The sequence below is a fragment of the Bradyrhizobium sp. MI1.10 genome, assembly GCF_055811035.1.
In genome coordinates, this window is the sequence record NZ_JBVVPN010000006.1 from 190,899 (window position 1) to 204,289 (window position 13,391).

At 64.3% G+C, this 13,391-nt stretch carries 18 protein-coding genes; 10 read left to right on the top strand and 8 right to left on the bottom strand.

Annotated elements, in window-relative coordinates:
- Positions 1-211: 211 nt before the first annotated feature.
- From AC0L3K_RS09110 to AC0L3K_RS09120, 3 genes are all read left to right on the top strand, one after another.
- Entirely contained in the window at positions 212-442 is a 231-nt protein-coding gene (locus AC0L3K_RS09110) for a DUF6894 family protein (protein ID WP_007591727.1), read from the top strand.
- A 92-nt stretch (positions 443-534) separates the two neighbouring features.
- Positions 535-924 (top strand): hypothetical protein, encoded by a 390-nt coding sequence (locus tag AC0L3K_RS09115; protein ID WP_007591729.1) that lies wholly within the window; start codon positions 535-537, stop codon positions 922-924.
- Positions 925-1,034: 110 nt separating this feature from the next.
- Positions 1,035-1,286, top strand: a complete 252-nt coding sequence (locus AC0L3K_RS09120; RefSeq protein ID WP_007591737.1) for a hypothetical protein — start codon at positions 1,035-1,037, stop codon at positions 1,284-1,286.
- Positions 1,287-1,314: 28 nt separating this feature from the next.
- On the opposite strand, the gene AC0L3K_RS09125 is transcribed toward AC0L3K_RS09120, so the two are convergent.
- From AC0L3K_RS09125 to AC0L3K_RS09145, 5 genes are all read right to left on the bottom strand, one after another.
- The gene (locus tag AC0L3K_RS09125; protein WP_219683905.1) at positions 1,315-1,500 is read right to left on the bottom strand and encodes a hypothetical protein; all 186 of its coding nucleotides are present in this window, start codon (positions 1,498-1,500) and stop codon (positions 1,315-1,317) included.
- A gap of 174 nt (positions 1,501-1,674) precedes the next feature.
- Positions 1,675-1,956: a cell division topological specificity factor MinE gene (minE, locus tag AC0L3K_RS09130; protein WP_007591739.1), complete on the bottom strand. Its 282-nt coding sequence runs from the start codon at positions 1,954-1,956 to the stop codon at positions 1,675-1,677.
- The gene (gene minD / locus AC0L3K_RS09135) at positions 1,953-2,768 is read right to left on the bottom strand and encodes a septum site-determining protein MinD (protein ID WP_007591740.1); all 816 of its coding nucleotides are present in this window, start codon (positions 2,766-2,768) and stop codon (positions 1,953-1,955) included. Before minD ends, minE begins: the two co-directional genes overlap by 4 nt.
- Positions 2,769-2,787: 19 nt before the next feature.
- On the bottom strand, positions 2,788-3,486 hold the full coding sequence (gene minC, locus AC0L3K_RS09140) for a septum site-determining protein MinC (protein ID WP_007591741.1): 699 nt from the start codon (positions 3,484-3,486) through the stop codon (positions 2,788-2,790).
- Positions 3,487-3,721: 235 nt separating this feature from the next.
- Positions 3,722-4,738: an ABC transporter substrate-binding protein gene (locus AC0L3K_RS09145; protein ID WP_007591742.1), complete on the bottom strand. Its 1,017-nt coding sequence runs from the start codon at positions 4,736-4,738 to the stop codon at positions 3,722-3,724.
- A 101-nt stretch (positions 4,739-4,839) separates the two neighbouring features.
- Here AC0L3K_RS09145 and AC0L3K_RS09150 point away from each other — a divergent pair, with 101 nt between their 5' ends.
- The 6 genes from AC0L3K_RS09150 to AC0L3K_RS09175 all read left to right on the top strand — a co-directional run bounded on the left by AC0L3K_RS09150 (position 4,840) and on the right by AC0L3K_RS09175 (position 10,051).
- Entirely contained in the window at positions 4,840-5,487 is a 648-nt protein-coding gene (locus AC0L3K_RS09150; protein ID WP_007591743.1) for a TetR/AcrR family transcriptional regulator, read from the top strand.
- Between the two features lie 84 nt (positions 5,488-5,571).
- Positions 5,572-6,342: an ABC transporter permease gene (locus tag AC0L3K_RS09155; RefSeq protein WP_035994923.1), complete on the top strand. Its 771-nt coding sequence runs from the start codon at positions 5,572-5,574 to the stop codon at positions 6,340-6,342.
- Positions 6,343-6,373: 31 nt separating this feature from the next.
- Positions 6,374-7,411, top strand: a complete 1,038-nt coding sequence (locus tag AC0L3K_RS09160) for an NAD-dependent epimerase/dehydratase family protein (protein WP_473365784.1) — start codon at positions 6,374-6,376, stop codon at positions 7,409-7,411.
- Positions 7,398-8,219, top strand: a complete 822-nt coding sequence (locus tag AC0L3K_RS09165; protein ID WP_007591748.1) for a GNAT family N-acetyltransferase — start codon at positions 7,398-7,400, stop codon at positions 8,217-8,219. The genes AC0L3K_RS09160 and AC0L3K_RS09165 overlap by 14 nt, the downstream gene beginning before the upstream one ends.
- Positions 8,220-8,225: 6 nt before the next feature.
- The gene (locus AC0L3K_RS09170) at positions 8,226-9,281 is read left to right on the top strand and encodes a dihydrodipicolinate synthase family protein (RefSeq protein ID WP_219683904.1); all 1,056 of its coding nucleotides are present in this window, start codon (positions 8,226-8,228) and stop codon (positions 9,279-9,281) included.
- Entirely contained in the window at positions 9,269-10,051 is a 783-nt protein-coding gene (locus AC0L3K_RS09175; protein ID WP_219683903.1) for an ABC transporter ATP-binding protein, read from the top strand. Before AC0L3K_RS09170 ends, AC0L3K_RS09175 begins: the two co-directional genes overlap by 13 nt.
- 122 nt (positions 10,052-10,173) lie before the next feature.
- Here AC0L3K_RS09175 and AC0L3K_RS09180 read toward each other — a convergent pair whose 3' ends face one another.
- The 3 genes from AC0L3K_RS09180 to AC0L3K_RS09190 form a co-directional block, all read right to left on the bottom strand.
- Positions 10,174-11,265: a TRAP transporter substrate-binding protein gene (locus tag AC0L3K_RS09180; RefSeq protein ID WP_219683902.1), complete on the bottom strand. Its 1,092-nt coding sequence runs from the start codon at positions 11,263-11,265 to the stop codon at positions 10,174-10,176.
- Between the two features lie 154 nt (positions 11,266-11,419).
- Entirely contained in the window at positions 11,420-11,677 is a 258-nt protein-coding gene (locus tag AC0L3K_RS09185; RefSeq protein WP_007609546.1) for a hypothetical protein, read from the bottom strand.
- Positions 11,678-11,772: 95 nt separating this feature from the next.
- Complete coding sequence (locus AC0L3K_RS09190; protein WP_219683901.1) at positions 11,773-12,723, bottom strand: DUF2778 domain-containing protein; 951 nt, start codon at positions 12,721-12,723, stop codon at positions 11,773-11,775.
- A gap of 222 nt (positions 12,724-12,945) precedes the next feature.
- Between AC0L3K_RS09190 and AC0L3K_RS09195 the strand changes: the two genes are divergently transcribed.
- A complete protein-coding gene (locus tag AC0L3K_RS09195; RefSeq protein WP_473365785.1) occupies positions 12,946-13,386 on the top strand; it encodes a DUF1810 domain-containing protein in 441 nt (146 codons plus the stop codon).
- The last annotated feature ends 5 nt before the right edge of the window (positions 13,387-13,391 follow it).

Genomic DNA, 13,391 nt, shown 5'->3' on the forward strand with positions numbered 1-13,391 from the left:
GGTTCCCGGAGCCCGGTTCTGCTGCAATTCCATGCCTGATGATCACGCCGACATATTTAATAAAATCTTAACACGCTTGAATGCTGCACATCATTTCTGCGCCATAAGCACAGAGATTGCGCGCGCCTTTCATTCGATAAACATCGACTCAGTGGTACCATCAGTCATGTGTTGAAAGCCGAAGCTCAATTCGTCACACCGGGGAATTCGGATGCCTTACTATTCCTTCGATCTCGTGGTTGGTGAAGAGTTCAAGAACCAGGGCGGTATCATCCTCGAAGACATCGAGGTCGCCTCCGATCGCGCCGTCCAACTGGCCACCGAGCTGTCGCAGGTGAAGCCCGAGTTGCAAAGCAAGGGTTGCGCTGTGCGCGTCACCGACCGCGATCACAAAGAGGTCTATCGCACGCCGCTTGATCCGGTGCCGGCCTGGCGGCGCTAGCTCGCCGGCCGTCTTCGCGGCCGCACGCTATCCCCATTGCGGAGCGGCGCGGCAGCCGCTAGCCTTCCCGAAAATTCGGGGAGGTACCAAGGATGCGGACTGGTTTTCTGATGACGGCCCTGTTGCTGCTGGCGGCGCCGGCCCAGGCGGCCGACCATCCACGTTCGACCTATGTCACCTTGGTCTTGCAGGCCTTCGCCGCCAAGGTCGAATGTCCGGGCACCGATATCGTCTACCAGGATCTGGTGCAGAAGGCGGAGCAGATGCAGCTGCCCGAAGGCACCACCGAGAAGGTCCGCAAGGCGATCGCCTGGATGCACACCGGCGGCAAGTTGGGCGAGAAGCAGGACGACGATCTGATGGCCGAGGTCGCGGTGGCCACCCAGGCGACCGACCTCAACCAACGCCGCCTCGGCATGCCCAGCTGGTGCGAGGCCCAGAAGACCAACCTCGCCGGCCTGATCCGCAGCAAGGGCGGTTAGCGCTCATCGCGCGGCGTTAAGCACGCTGTGCCGGAACTTTTGCTTCGGCCAATAATCGTCACAATCCTCGCCAGCATGCGGCTCTCTTCGAATTCGAACAGGGGAGCCCCATGCGGATCAACCATGTCCTCCTTACCGTCGCGTTTGCCCTCGCAACGGTGACGACCGCGCCCGTGCTGGCGAAGAATTCCGACGCCCAGAAGGGCGAGGACAAATCGACCTCGTCCTCATCGTGTAGCGCCTATCAGCAGGCGCCGGACGGCTCGTGGGAGCCGCTCCCCTGCAAGGAGACCGGCGAGCGCTCACAGCCGCAGACGCAGCATCGCACGTCGCCGCAGGGCGCCGACCGCGGGGAGCGTTGAAGGCGGGGAACCTTGACGCGCGAGGGTGTCAGCTCTGGTGCGGACCGCGGATGATCTTCATCGCGTCGGCGATGTGACGCCACTCTTTGGCCTCATCGCCCTCGCCGCGGCCCTCACAAGCCCTGGCCTGTTCGGCGGCCTTCGCGATCGCAGCAAAACCATGCTGTTCCAGCATCTGGCGCGCGACGGTGTGGACCTGGACCTCGGTCATCATGGGCGTTCTCCCGTTTGACGAAACCGCGGTGCATCGCGCCGCCGCGGGTTTTCACAACGATTGAGCCCTGACCTCGTTCCGCAGCGTTCCCGTCGGCGCGCAAAAGGCGGCCCGCTATGCCCAGCGGACCGCCTTTTCACCCACCCCAAATTTGAAGCGTCGCGGCCGAGGTCCCTAGCCGGCCGCCGCGCGCTTGCGCTCGAAATCGTTGGGCACCTCGATATCGACCTCGAGGGTCGAGACCTCGTCGCCGCGATCGAGCCGGACGATGACCTTGGTCGGGTCCAGCGTGACGTGCCTGGAAACGACCGCGAGGATTTCCTCACGCAGCACACCGAGCAGGTCGGGCTGGCCGCGCAGTCCGCGTTCATGGGCAAGCAGGATCTGCAACCGTTCGCGTGCGACGGGTGCAGAGGCCTTGTTGCCGCGGAGAAGCCGAAGCAGACCCATGCTCATGCGGCCCTCCGTCGCAGCAGGCGGTCCATGAAGCCCTTGCGCTCGGTCGGCACCTGCATCGGCACGGTGTCGCCGCACAGCCGGCGGGCGGCGTCGATATAGGCCCGCGCCGGTGCGCCTTCCGCGTTCGACAGCGTCACGGGCGTGCCGACGTTGGAGGCGCGCAGCACGTCCTGGCTCTCCGGGATGATGCCGAGCAACGGTGTTGCAAGAATTTCGAGAATGTCCTCGATGGTCAGCATCTCGCCGCGCGCCGCGCGCGAGGGATCATAGCGGGTAATGAGAATGTGCTTCTCGACCCGCTCGCCCTTCTCGGCCCGCACCGTCTTCGAATCGAGCATGCCGATGATGCGATCGGAATCGCGCACCGAGGAGACTTCGGGATTGGTGACGATCACGGCTTCGTCGGCAAAGCGCATCGCCATGGAGGCGCCGCGTTCGATGCCGGCCGGGCTGTCGCAGATCACCCAGTCGAAACGGCTGCGCAGATCATCGATGACCTTGCCCACGCCCTCTTCGGTCAGCGCGTCCTTGTCGCGGGTTTGCGAGGCCGGCAGCAGCCAGAGGTTCTCCAACCGCTTGTCCTTGATCAGGGCCTGCGGCAGCTTTGCGACGCCCTGCACCACGTTGATGAGATCGAACACGACGCGGCGTTCGGCTCCCATCACGAGGTCAAGGTTGCGCAAGCCGACGTCGAAATCGACGACCACGACCTTTTCGCCGCGTTGCGCGAGCGCAGCCCCCAGTGCGGCGGTCGTCGTGGTCTTGCCGACGCCCCCCTTGCCTGACGTCACGACCAGTACCTTGGCCATCTCTGAAATCTCCTTCTGGTCAGTTCAGCGCAGTAATTCGCATGGTGTTGCCCTGGAGCCAGGCCTGAGCCGGCTTGCCGCGCAGGGCCGCGTCGATATCGTCGGCGGTCTGGTAAAAGCCATCGATTGCAAGCAGTTCGGCCTCGATCTTCTGACAATAGATGCGTGCGCTCGTGTGACCGTTCACGCCCGCCATGGCGCGGCCGCGTAGCGCGCCGTAGATGTGGATGGAGCCGCCGGCGACGACTTCGGCGCCGGAGCCGACCGAGCCGAGAATGGTGACGTCGCCTTCGGGGAAGATCACAGTCTGGCCCGACCGAACGGGGCTTTCGAGCAGCAAGGAGGTCGGCTTGGTCTCGACCTTCGCCTCAACCTTCTTGGGAGCGCTCGGTTCGATGACGCAGCTCCGCCCGCCCGAAAGCAGCGGCGGCATCATGGGGGTCAACCGGCCCTCCTCCACGCCCTCGATCCCGAGCACGCGAATGTTGCGGTCCTGAAGGCTGGTGAGCAGATGCCCGATGCCGGACTGGCTGAGATCGACCGAGGACAGGTCGATCACCACGGGGCGACCGGCAAAGAAGCCCGGCGAGCGCGCGATGGTGGTGTCGATCTCCTGCAGCCAGTCCTGGATGGGAACCGTCGGCACGAACACGAAGGCCACATAGGAGCGCCCGCGCAGGCGAACCATTTGGCGTTGAGGTTTTACTGCAGCCTCCATAGCGGCCGACTCGTTCCCTGTTATTGAATGGTTAACGATGCCGCCGATATGGTTAATGGCCGGTTAATTTCTCCGTGGGGTTACGTGCCCGTCCCAACTGTCATCTCCCGCGAAAGCGGGCGATCCAGTACTCCGAGACGGTTGTGGGTCAATCGACAGGGCGCGGCGTACTGGATGCCCCGCTTTCGCGGGGCATGACACCGGTGTGTGGGGCGGCGCGACGGCTCTTCGCCCCCTACTTCTTCACCTTGCTCGCATCCATCTTGACGGCGGGATCGAGCATCTTGGTCGTGAACGCCGTCGTGACGTCGAACGGCTTTTCCATGCCGAGATAGGTCTGGACCAGTTCGTAGTCCTTCTTCATCCGCTCGCCGTCGATCCAGCCGAGCGCCTTCGTCGTGGTGAACTCATCCGTCATCAAAAACTTGATGCGCTCCCACTGGCGCTCCTGGTTCTCCTTGTCGAGACCGGAGACCTGGTCGAGCAACGCCTTCAGGCAGGGTGCGGCGTCGGCGACGCAGGTCGCAAAGGCCTTTTGCGTGACGCGCACGAACTCCTCGACCAGCTTGGGATTCTTCTGCAGATAGCCGCCGTTGACGATCAGCGAATTGCCGTAAGGGTTGAGCCCGATGTCCTTCCAGTTGACGTAGCCGAGATCGCTTCCGAACTCGATCACCTTCAAATCGTGCTCGTTGTAGAAGTCGCTGATGATGTCGACGGTATGGCTCTTCAGCGCGGCGATCTTCGCGGTCGGCCCGACATTGACGAAGCCGACAGAGTCGGGTGCAAGCCCTGCAGCCTTGGCGAAAGCCGGCCACATCACGCGCGAGGCGTCCCCGGGCGGATTGCCGATCTTGTGGCCGGCAAAATCCTTCACCCCGTTCACGCCGTAGCTCTTCAGCCAGTAGAAGGTCTGGCCGGTGTTGGCGTAGACGCTCATTACGGCAACAGCGTCAGCGCCCTTGCTCTTCGCCACCAGCATGGTGGCGAGATCGGCGACGCCGAAGGGCGAGCCACCGGAGCCGACCTTTGCGGCGGAGACGCCGGAGCCCTTGCCGACCTCGATGGTCAGATCGATGCCCGCCTTCTCGTACCAGCCTTGCGCCTTGGCGTAATAATAGGGCGAGTGATCGGCCGTCGGCGCCCAGTTCAGGATCAGATTGACCGCTTCGCCCGCGGTCGCGGGCACGACTGGTGATCCGAGCATCAGGGCCACAGCCAGGGCCGAGCCCGCCGCCTGCAAACGCTTCATCGCATCTCTCCTCGTTGCCCGCGACCCGGCTTGTCGCTCTCCCCCTGTGAGGATACCAATGCAACAAGGCCGCCCTCAACTTGTCAACTGTTTGGTTGGAAATGCCCGCAAAACGTTCAGGCGACACCGTGCCGCAGCGGCGCGACCCGGTCGCCACACGCAAGAAGCTGCTCACCGCGGCGCGCGAGGAGTTCGCCCGGCACGGCTTTGCCGGCGCCCGCGTCGACGAGATCGCGGAGCGCGCCGGCGTCAACAAGCAGCTCGTCTACCATTATTTCGGCGACAAGGACGCGCTCTATCTCGCCGTGCTCGAATGGGTTTACGCCGATATCCGCGAGCAGGAACGCCAGCTCAATCTCGAAGGCCTGCCGCCGGAAAAGGCGATCCGGAAACTGATCGAAGCCTCGTTCGATTATCTGGCGACGAACCCCGATTTCATCGTGCTTCTGAACGACGAGAACCGTGGCGGTGCCCGCCACGTCCGCGGCTCGACGCGGCTGGAGGCGATGCATTCGCCGCTGGTGAAGAGCGTGTCCCACATCCTTCACGAGGGCGTCCGCGCCGGAATGTTCCGCAAGGGAATCGACCCGATCCAGCTCTATATCTCCATCGCGGGCCTCAGCTATTTTTATCTCTCCAACACACCGACGCTCTCGGCGATCTTCGGCAAGGACCTGTCGAGCCGGGCCGCGCGCCGCGCCCGCCGTCGGCACGTCGCCGATCTCGTGCTGCATTCGCTCCGGCCATAATCAACCAACTGGTTGAAACTTCCCTCAGGGACGGTTAGGCTCGCGACCAGCGGCAAGGTGGCCGCTGGCAACAGGGAGCAACTGGTGGCAGGAGACGGCGCCCGCAATACGCGCAGCTTTGCGATCGTCCTGATCGTGCACCTTGCCGTGCTCGTGCTCTGGCAGGTCCTGGTCGATGCCTTCCACGTGCCGAAGTTCATCCTGCCCTCGCCGCTCGCGACAATCCAGACGCTGGGAACCGCGAGCTACGCCTGGGGCGCCAATACGCTGGTGACGGCAATCGAGATCCTCGGCGGCTTTGCGCTCGGCGCATTCGTCGGCGTGGCGCTGGCCGTCATCTTCAGCTGGGCGCCGCTGATCAGCCTCGTGCTGCTGCCGCTGTTCGTGACGCTGAACATGATCCCGAAGGTCGCGCTCGGCCCGCTCCTCATCGTCTGGTTCTCCTACGGCATCGTGCCGAACATCCTGATCGCCTTCAGCATCTGCTTCTTCCCGATCCTGCTCACCACCGCGCGGGGCTTGCGCGAGGTCGAGCCGGATCTGCTCGACCTGGTCAAATCGCTGCGCGGCTCGCGCTGGACGCTGTTCCGCAAGATCCAGCTGCCGGGATCGCTGCCTTACATCTTCTCCGGCATGAAAGTCGGCGCCATCCTCGCGGTCGCCGGCGCCATCGTCGGCGAGTTCATCGCCTCCGAGCGCGGGCTCGGCTACCTCATGATCCAGGTGCAGTCATCGCTCGACACGCCCGCGATGGTGATGGCCGTCGTGCTGCTGACGCTGCTCGGCGTCGCGCTTTACGGCTTCGTGCTCGCCCTCGAACGCATATTCGTGGTCGGTGACGCAACACCGACCTGAAACGTCAAAGCCAAGACCAGGGACCACAACCATGCTCCTGACCCGCCGGACACTGCCGAAGACCATCCCTGATATCGCTGCGCTCGACGATCTCCTGTGCCGGCCGACCCAGGCATTGATCGACGACCTCGCCAGGGTCGAGGGCGACATCATGATCCTTGGCGTCGCCGGCAAGATGGGGCCGACGCTGGCGGGGCTTGCCAAAGCCGCAGCGCCCGATCGCCGCGTCATTGGCGTCGCCCGCTTCAGCGACGCCGGCGTCAAGGACTGGCTGCACGGGCGTGGCGTCGAGACCATCAATTGCGACCTGATGGACGAGACCGCGATTCAGACGCTGCCGAAGGCGCCCAATATCGTCTTCATGGCCGGCCGCAAATTCGGCGCGGAGGGCGATCTGTCGCTGACCTGGGCGATGAATGCGCACGTGCCGGCGCTGGTCGCGCAGGCCTTCCCCTCGTCGCGGATCGTGGCGTTCTCGACCGGCTGCATCTATCCCTTCGTCCCCGTCGACGGCAAAGGCTCGCGCGAGGACATGGCGCCGAACCCGCCCGGCGAATACGCCCAATCCTGCGTCGGCCGCGAGCGCATGTTCGAGTTTTTTTCGCGCAAATTCGGAACGCCCGGGCGGCTGTTCCGCCTCAATTACGCGATCGACATGCGCTATGGCGTGCTCCACGACATCGCATCGAAGGTGCTCACGGGCACGCCGATCGACGTCAGCATCGGTCATGTCAATTTCATCTGGCAGGGCGATGCCTCGTCCCAGGCGCTGCGCTGTCTCGCGCATTGCACGACGCCGACCTCGCCGATCAATGTCAGCGGCCACGAGATCTTGGCGGTACGCGACCTCGCAGCACGATTCGGCGCCAGGTTCGGCCGCGCGCCGGTGCTGACAGGAAACGAACAGCCGACGGCGTGGCTGACGGACACGTCCAAGGCCGTCGAGCTGTTCGGCCTGCCGGTCGTCGACACCGAGCAGCTGATCGCCTGGACCGCGGATTGGGTGTCCCGCGCCATGCCGAGCCTCGGCAAGCCCACCAAATACGAGGTGCGCGATGGACGCTACTGACGAGCCGGCCATCATCAAGCTCGGCGTCGACGATGCGATCGCCGGGCTCGTGCTGTCGACGGAAGCACGCTGGAACCAGACCGAGGAGGACTGGCGCATCTTCCTGCACGATGGAATCGTGTTCGGCATCCGTGACGGCAGACGGCTGGTGGCAACCGCGGCCCTGCTGCCCTACTCCAGCAAAAATGCCTGGATCAGCATGGTGCTGGTATCAGGCACCCATCGCCGCCGCGGCCTTGCAACGCGCCTCGTCGATGCCTGCCTGGAAACCGCCCGCAGGAACGGCCTGACGAGCTGGCTCGACGCAACGCCGGATGGTGCTGCCGTCTATGGGCCGCTCGGGTTCACGCCGACCCTGCAATTGCGCCGCCTCAAACTGGTGAAACCCGCGTCAACGTCCGGGCAGGCACCTTCATCCGCGACGCTCGACGCGCTCCGCATGCGTGACCGGCGCGCCACTGGTTTCGATCGAACCGCCCTGCTCTCCAACTTCGCTCGGCGTCCCGGCTCACGCATCGTCTCCGCGAACGGAGCCATCGCGCTGGTTCGCGACGGACGCACCGCGCGCCATATCGGCCCGCTATTTGCCGACAACACGGCAGCAGCGCTGACCCTGGTGGATGCCATCGCACGATCGGAAACCGGGCCGCTGCTGCTCGACGCCGTCGCGTCGCAAGCCGCGTTCCCTGACGGATTGACCGCGTCGGGCTGGAGCATCGAACGGCCGTTCCAGCGCATGCGGTTCGGCCCCGCCACAGCCGCGGGTGAGGACATGCCATTCGCCGTCGCCGGCCCTGAATTCGGATAGGACATCATGCACCACAGTCAGATCAACAGCGATATCCGCAAGCTGATCGCCGACGGCACCGTGCTGCCAGCGCATCCCCTCGCGCTCACCGCCGAACGCCAGCTCGACAAAACGCATCAGCGCGCGCTGACGCGCTATTACATCGACGCCGGCTCCGGCGGCCTTGCTGTCGGCGTGCACACCACGCAGTTCGCGATCCGCAATGTCGGCCTCTATCGTCCCGTGCTCGAGCTCGCCGCCGAGACCGCGGCGAACTGGACCAAGCGTCCGCTGGCGCTGGTCGCGGGCCTTGCCGGCCCGACCCAGCAGGCCACCGCTGAAGCCCGCACCGCGCGCGACATCGGCTACCACGCAGGGCTCCTCAGTCTCGCTGCGATGAAGAGCGCGTCCGAAGACGAGATCATCGCGCATTGCACAGCGGTCGCGGCCGAGATTCCGCTGGTCGGCTTCTATCTCCAGCCGGCCGTCGGCGGCGTGGTCCTGTCGAGCCGGTTCTGGCAGCGCTTTGCCGCGATCGACAATGTCATCGCGATCAAGATCGCGCCGTTCAACCGCTACAGGACCCTTGATGTTCTGCGCGGCGTCGCGGCGGCTGGCGCGCTCGACCGCGTTGCGCTCTATACCGGCAATGACGACCACATCCTGCTCGATTTGATGCTGCCGTTCGACCTCCGCGACAACGGCATCACCACGCGGACCTACTTCAAGGGGGGTCTGCTCGGCCATTGGTCGGTCTGGACGGCGAGCGCGATCAAGCAATTCGAGCGCTGCAAAGCGGCACGGCACAAGGACAGCGTCCCGGCCGAACTGCTCGCGCTCGATGCCCGCGTCACCGATTGCAACAGCGCCTTCTTCGACGTCGCCAACGATTTTCACGGCTGCATCGCCGGCTGCCATGAGGTGCTGCGACGGCAGGGCCTGATGCAGGGCCTGTGGTGCCTCGATCCTAACGAGGGCCTGAGCCCCGGCCAGAAGGACGAGATCGACCGCGTCGCTCGCGAGCATTCAGATCTCAGCGACGACGCCTTCGTGGCCGCAAACTTGAATAAATGGCTGGCATGAGCTCAAACCCCTTCATCAGCCTGCAAGGCGTCCGCAAGGTCTATCGTAGCGGCGGCGCCGAATTCCTGGCGGTGTCCGACGTCACCATGGACGTGCAGGAGGGTGAGCTTGTCTCGCTGGTCGGCCCGTCCGGCTGCGGCAAGACCACAGTGATGAAGATCTTGGCCGGCCTGCACGGCGCCGACGGCGGCACGGTGAAGATCGGCAATGCCAAAAGCCCGTTCGATCCGACCCGCGACATCGGCATGGTATTCCAGCAGGCGCTGCTGCTGAAATGGCGGACGATCCTGGACAATGTGTTGCTGCCGGCGGAGATCGTCGGCCTTCCCATGAGGGCCGCGCGCGAGCGGGCGCGCGATCTGCTCAATCTGGTGGGTCTTGCCGGCTACGAGCAGAAATATCCGCGAGAGCTGTCCGGCGGCATGCAGCAGCGTACCGCGATCGCGCGCGCCTTCATTCACGACCCGAAACTGATCCTGATGGACGAGCCGTTCGGCGCGCTCGACGCCTTGACGCGCGAGCAGATGAACCTGGAGATGCTGCGGATCTGGCGCGAGAGCGGCAAGACCATCATCTTCATCACGCACTCGATTCAGGAAGCCGTGTTCCTGTCCTCGCACTGCGCCGTGCTGACCGCCGGCCCGGCGAAGATGGCCGATTATTTTCCGATCGACCTGCCCTTCCCGCGTGATCTTCCGCTCAAGACCACGGACGCGTTCGGCGCCTATGCACGGCGCATTTACGAGAAGCTGGGTTTGGGCGCGGCTTAATTCACCGCACGATAGATGCTGTAGGGTGGGCAAAGCGAAGCGTGCCCACCATGGCGAGTCATGCAAGCAGTGGTGGGCACGGCGCAAGTGCGCCTTTGCCCACCCTACGGGAGTTTGCGCGATCAGGTCTTGTTGCGCATCTTGCCGAGCAGATAATTATCGTAAAAATTCTCCGCGATCTGCGTGTAGAACAGCAGCTCCTTCATATAGGCGTCGTGGCTTTCCTTGGTGCGCTTGAACAGGTCGCTCTTGGTGGCGAGCTCGTTCAGATGCTCCTGGGTCGCGGCGTAGCAGGCCTCCAGCACCGGCTGCGGAAACGCCTTCAGCTCCGCGCCATTGGCGATCAGCCGCTTCAGCGCCGCCGGATTCACGCTGTCGTATTTCTCGAGCATCCAGGCGCCCGCGGCCGACGCGGCCTGGTTGACGATCGCCTGGTACTGCTTCGGCAGCGACGCCCACTTTTCGTCGTTGACGATCATGTGCAACATGGCGCCGCCCTCCCACCAGCCCGGGAAGTAGTAGTATTTTGCGACCTTCTGGAAGCCGAGCTTTTCGTCGTCATAGGGGCCGACGAATTCGACCGCATCGATCGTGCCCTTCTCCAGCGCCGGATAGATGTCGCCGCCCGCGATCTGTTGCGGGACCACGCCGAGCCGCGCCAGCACATGGCCGCCCATGCCGGCGATGCGGAATTTCAGGCCCTTGAGATCGTCGACGGTCTTGATCTCCTTGCGGAACCAGCCGCCCATCTGGGTGCCGGAATTGCCGCAGAGGATCGCATGCGCCTTGAACGGCTTCAGCGCCTCGTTGGTGAGGTCGGCGCCGCCGCCGAAGTGCCACCAGGATTCCTGATGGCGATGGTTCATGCCGAACGGCGCGCCGGTCGCATAGGCCAGCGCCGGCTCCTTGCCGATGTAGAAATAGAGCGGGGTCTGCGCCATGTCGACAGAGGCTGTGCTGACGGCATCGAGCGCCTGCAGGCCCGGGACGAGCTCGCCGGCCGCAAAGGTCTGGATCTGGAATTTGTTGTCGGTGGCCTCGGCAACATATTTCGCAAAGGTCTGCGCAGTGCCGTAGATGGTGTCCAGCGACTTCGGGAAGCTGGAGGTCAGGCGCCATTTGATCTCGGGCGCGCCTTGCGCGATCGCAGGTGCGGCAACCAGCGTCGTCGCGCCGGCCATGGCGCCGCCCTTGAGGAACGTACGGCGTTTCATGATGGTCTCTCCCTGAACTATGTTTCAACGTCTCGGCTTGAGCGCGATCTTCGCGAGCTATTGCCGTTCCTATAGCGGAGTTCAAGTTGTGAGCGGTAGCCCGGATGGAGCGCAGCGCAATCCCGGGATCCCCCAAATATCTACCGCGTCACTCTCAGAGCAGCTTGGCGCTCACGAACAGCGCGCGCACGGCGTTGGTCGCCTGCACCACGAGCATGGCGTTCTCGGCGGCGCCTTCGAGCGCTGCGACCGCATCTTCATGCAAGGAGCGGAATTCCATCCACTCGACCGATTTGAAATTGGTGAGGAATTGATAGGCCTGGCCGACGGTCGCAATCGCCAGCGTGTCGCCGTTCAGCTTGATCTTGAACGTCGTGCGCAGCGGGGTCTCGGAACTTTGCGGATCACTCACTTTGCGGATCACTCATGGGCTGCTTCTGCACGATGACGGCTTAACGAAGGGAAAACGGCAGCCCCGCCGTGGCAGGCAAATATCAGGAGCAGATATCAGGACTCGGTGCTCGCGCGCTGCGAGGCGGTCGCCGATGGGCTCAACTTCGGCACCACGACCAGACGGTTGAACTCACCGTTGTCATAGGCCTTCATAAAACGATCGTAGTCCTTGATCGACACGCAGCCGTTGGAGTCGCCACGGGGCCCGAGCATGTAATTGTGGGTGAGCAGGCCGACGCGGCCGAGCGCGCTGGTGCCCTCGGTGGGGGTCAAGCGCAGCGCGCGGACGCCGTGAAACAGTTTTTCGCGGGGCTTCAGGTCGTAGGTCGCGGGCGGGGTCGCGCCAACCATGCGCTGGTCGACGTGCTCCGGGTCGTCCATCAGCGCGCCCATGCCTGAATGCGCTTCCAGCGCGAGGCCGCTCGGCAGGTAAAGCGCCTTGGCCGAGATGTCGTAGACCGCGGTGCGCGAATCGTAACCGAGCGCGGCGAGATCCGGCGCCTTGCCGAACAGGCCGCTGTCGGGCGTCAGCGAGGCCAGCCTGATCTTGTCGGTGAATTTTTCGAAGAAGTTGCGGTTGTCGACCCGGGGGTTGGTCTCCGCATAAGCCTGGCTCGAGGCGATCTGGGCGGAGATGTCGGCCTGGGGCGGGCGCGAGCGCGGCATCGGGATGGCGTCAGCACGCTGCGATTGTCTCGTCTCCTCGGACATATGCCGGTCGTCGTCGGTCAGAGTGGAGCGCCAGTCATCGCCCTGGAGCTTCTGGGCGAGCATCGCCTTGGCGTCGCGCAATTTGAGCTGGACTGCACTCACCGCGGAGCGCTCCAGCGTCCGCAGCCCAAGCTCGCGGGCGGGCGGATTGCCGGACGCCGAAGCGAAACGATCATCGAACGAAGGCGCATTGGCCGGCGGCAGTGCGGCGGTGACCAGCGAGGCCGGAGCGCCGATATCCGCGACCCAGGCGGCAGCGCCTAGTGCCAGCGCGACGGCGGCCAGAGACAGCAATATCGTCTCGGCTCGCCCAATACGGCGGCGCGACAATAGCCTCTCGGCTTGTGCCCGGTCGGAAACCATCAGCTCCCCAAAATCGACCCCCGGGGGGACCCACCCCCACCCGGAGACTCTATACCAGCTACCACATTGGGAGCCAAAAGTTAGGCATAATCGGGGCCGGCAGGCGTCTGGCAAGGCTCCGGCAAGCCATTCCGGGGTATCCCAAGGTATCTTATGACCGATCCGTTCGATCTAGAACGCTTTGTCCGGGCCCAGGACCCGGTCTATGGCGACGTTCAGGGGGAGCTGACCCGGGGCCGAAAGCAGAGCCACTGGATGTGGTTCGTCTTCCCGCAGGTCGCCGGCCTCGGCTTCAGCGCCATGTCGCAGCGCTACGCCATCGCCTCCCGCGCGGAGGCCAAGGCCTATCTCGCCCACCCCATCCTCGGTCCGCGCCTGATCGAATGCACCCGCCTCGTGCTTGCCGTCGAAGGCCGGACCATCAACGCGATCCTCGGCGCGCCCGATGATGCCAAATTCCGCTCGTCGATGACGCTGTTCGAGGCGGTGTCCGACGAACCCGTTTTCGACCAGGCGCTCGCCCGGTATTTTTCGGGCAAGCGCGATCAGGCAACGCTCGATATCCTCGCGGTCCTCGACCGACAGCCCAAGTGACCGCG

Bases quoted from the DNA above. Each gene is read 5' to 3' on its own strand.
- AC0L3K_RS09175 (WP_219683903.1), top strand. From the start codon at position 9,269: ATGGCTGGCATGAGCTCAAACCCCTTCATCAGCCTGCAAGGCGTCCGC.
- AC0L3K_RS09115 (WP_007591729.1), top strand. From the start codon at position 535: ATGCGGACTGGTTTTCTGATGACGGCCCTGTTGCTGCTGGCGGCGCCG.
- minC (WP_007591741.1), bottom strand. From the start codon at position 3,486: ATGGAGGCTGCAGTAAAACCTCAACGCCAAATGGTTCGCCTGCGCGGG.
- AC0L3K_RS09180 (WP_219683902.1), bottom strand. From the start codon at position 11,265: ATGAAACGCCGTACGTTCCTCAAGGGCGGCGCCATGGCCGGCGCGACG.
- AC0L3K_RS09160 (WP_473365784.1), top strand. From the start codon at position 6,374: ATGCTCCTGACCCGCCGGACACTGCCGAAGACCATCCCTGATATCGCT.
- AC0L3K_RS09125 (WP_219683905.1), bottom strand. From the start codon at position 1,500: ATGATGACCGAGGTCCAGGTCCACACCGTCGCGCGCCAGATGCTGGAA.
- AC0L3K_RS09170 (WP_219683904.1), top strand. From the start codon at position 8,226: ATGCACCACAGTCAGATCAACAGCGATATCCGCAAGCTGATCGCCGAC.
- AC0L3K_RS09150 (WP_007591743.1), top strand. From the start codon at position 4,840: ATGCCCGCAAAACGTTCAGGCGACACCGTGCCGCAGCGGCGCGACCCG.
- AC0L3K_RS09120 (WP_007591737.1), top strand. From the start codon at position 1,035: ATGCGGATCAACCATGTCCTCCTTACCGTCGCGTTTGCCCTCGCAACG.
- AC0L3K_RS09145 (WP_007591742.1), bottom strand. From the start codon at position 4,738: ATGAAGCGTTTGCAGGCGGCGGGCTCGGCCCTGGCTGTGGCCCTGATG.
- minE (WP_007591739.1), bottom strand. From the start codon at position 1,956: ATGAGCATGGGTCTGCTTCGGCTTCTCCGCGGCAACAAGGCCTCTGCA.
- AC0L3K_RS09165 (WP_007591748.1), top strand. From the start codon at position 7,398: ATGGACGCTACTGACGAGCCGGCCATCATCAAGCTCGGCGTCGACGAT.
- minD (WP_007591740.1), bottom strand. From the start codon at position 2,768: ATGGCCAAGGTACTGGTCGTGACGTCAGGCAAGGGGGGCGTCGGCAAG.
- AC0L3K_RS09195 (WP_473365785.1), top strand. From the start codon at position 12,946: ATGACCGATCCGTTCGATCTAGAACGCTTTGTCCGGGCCCAGGACCCG.
- AC0L3K_RS09110 (WP_007591727.1), top strand. From the start codon at position 212: ATGCCTTACTATTCCTTCGATCTCGTGGTTGGTGAAGAGTTCAAGAAC.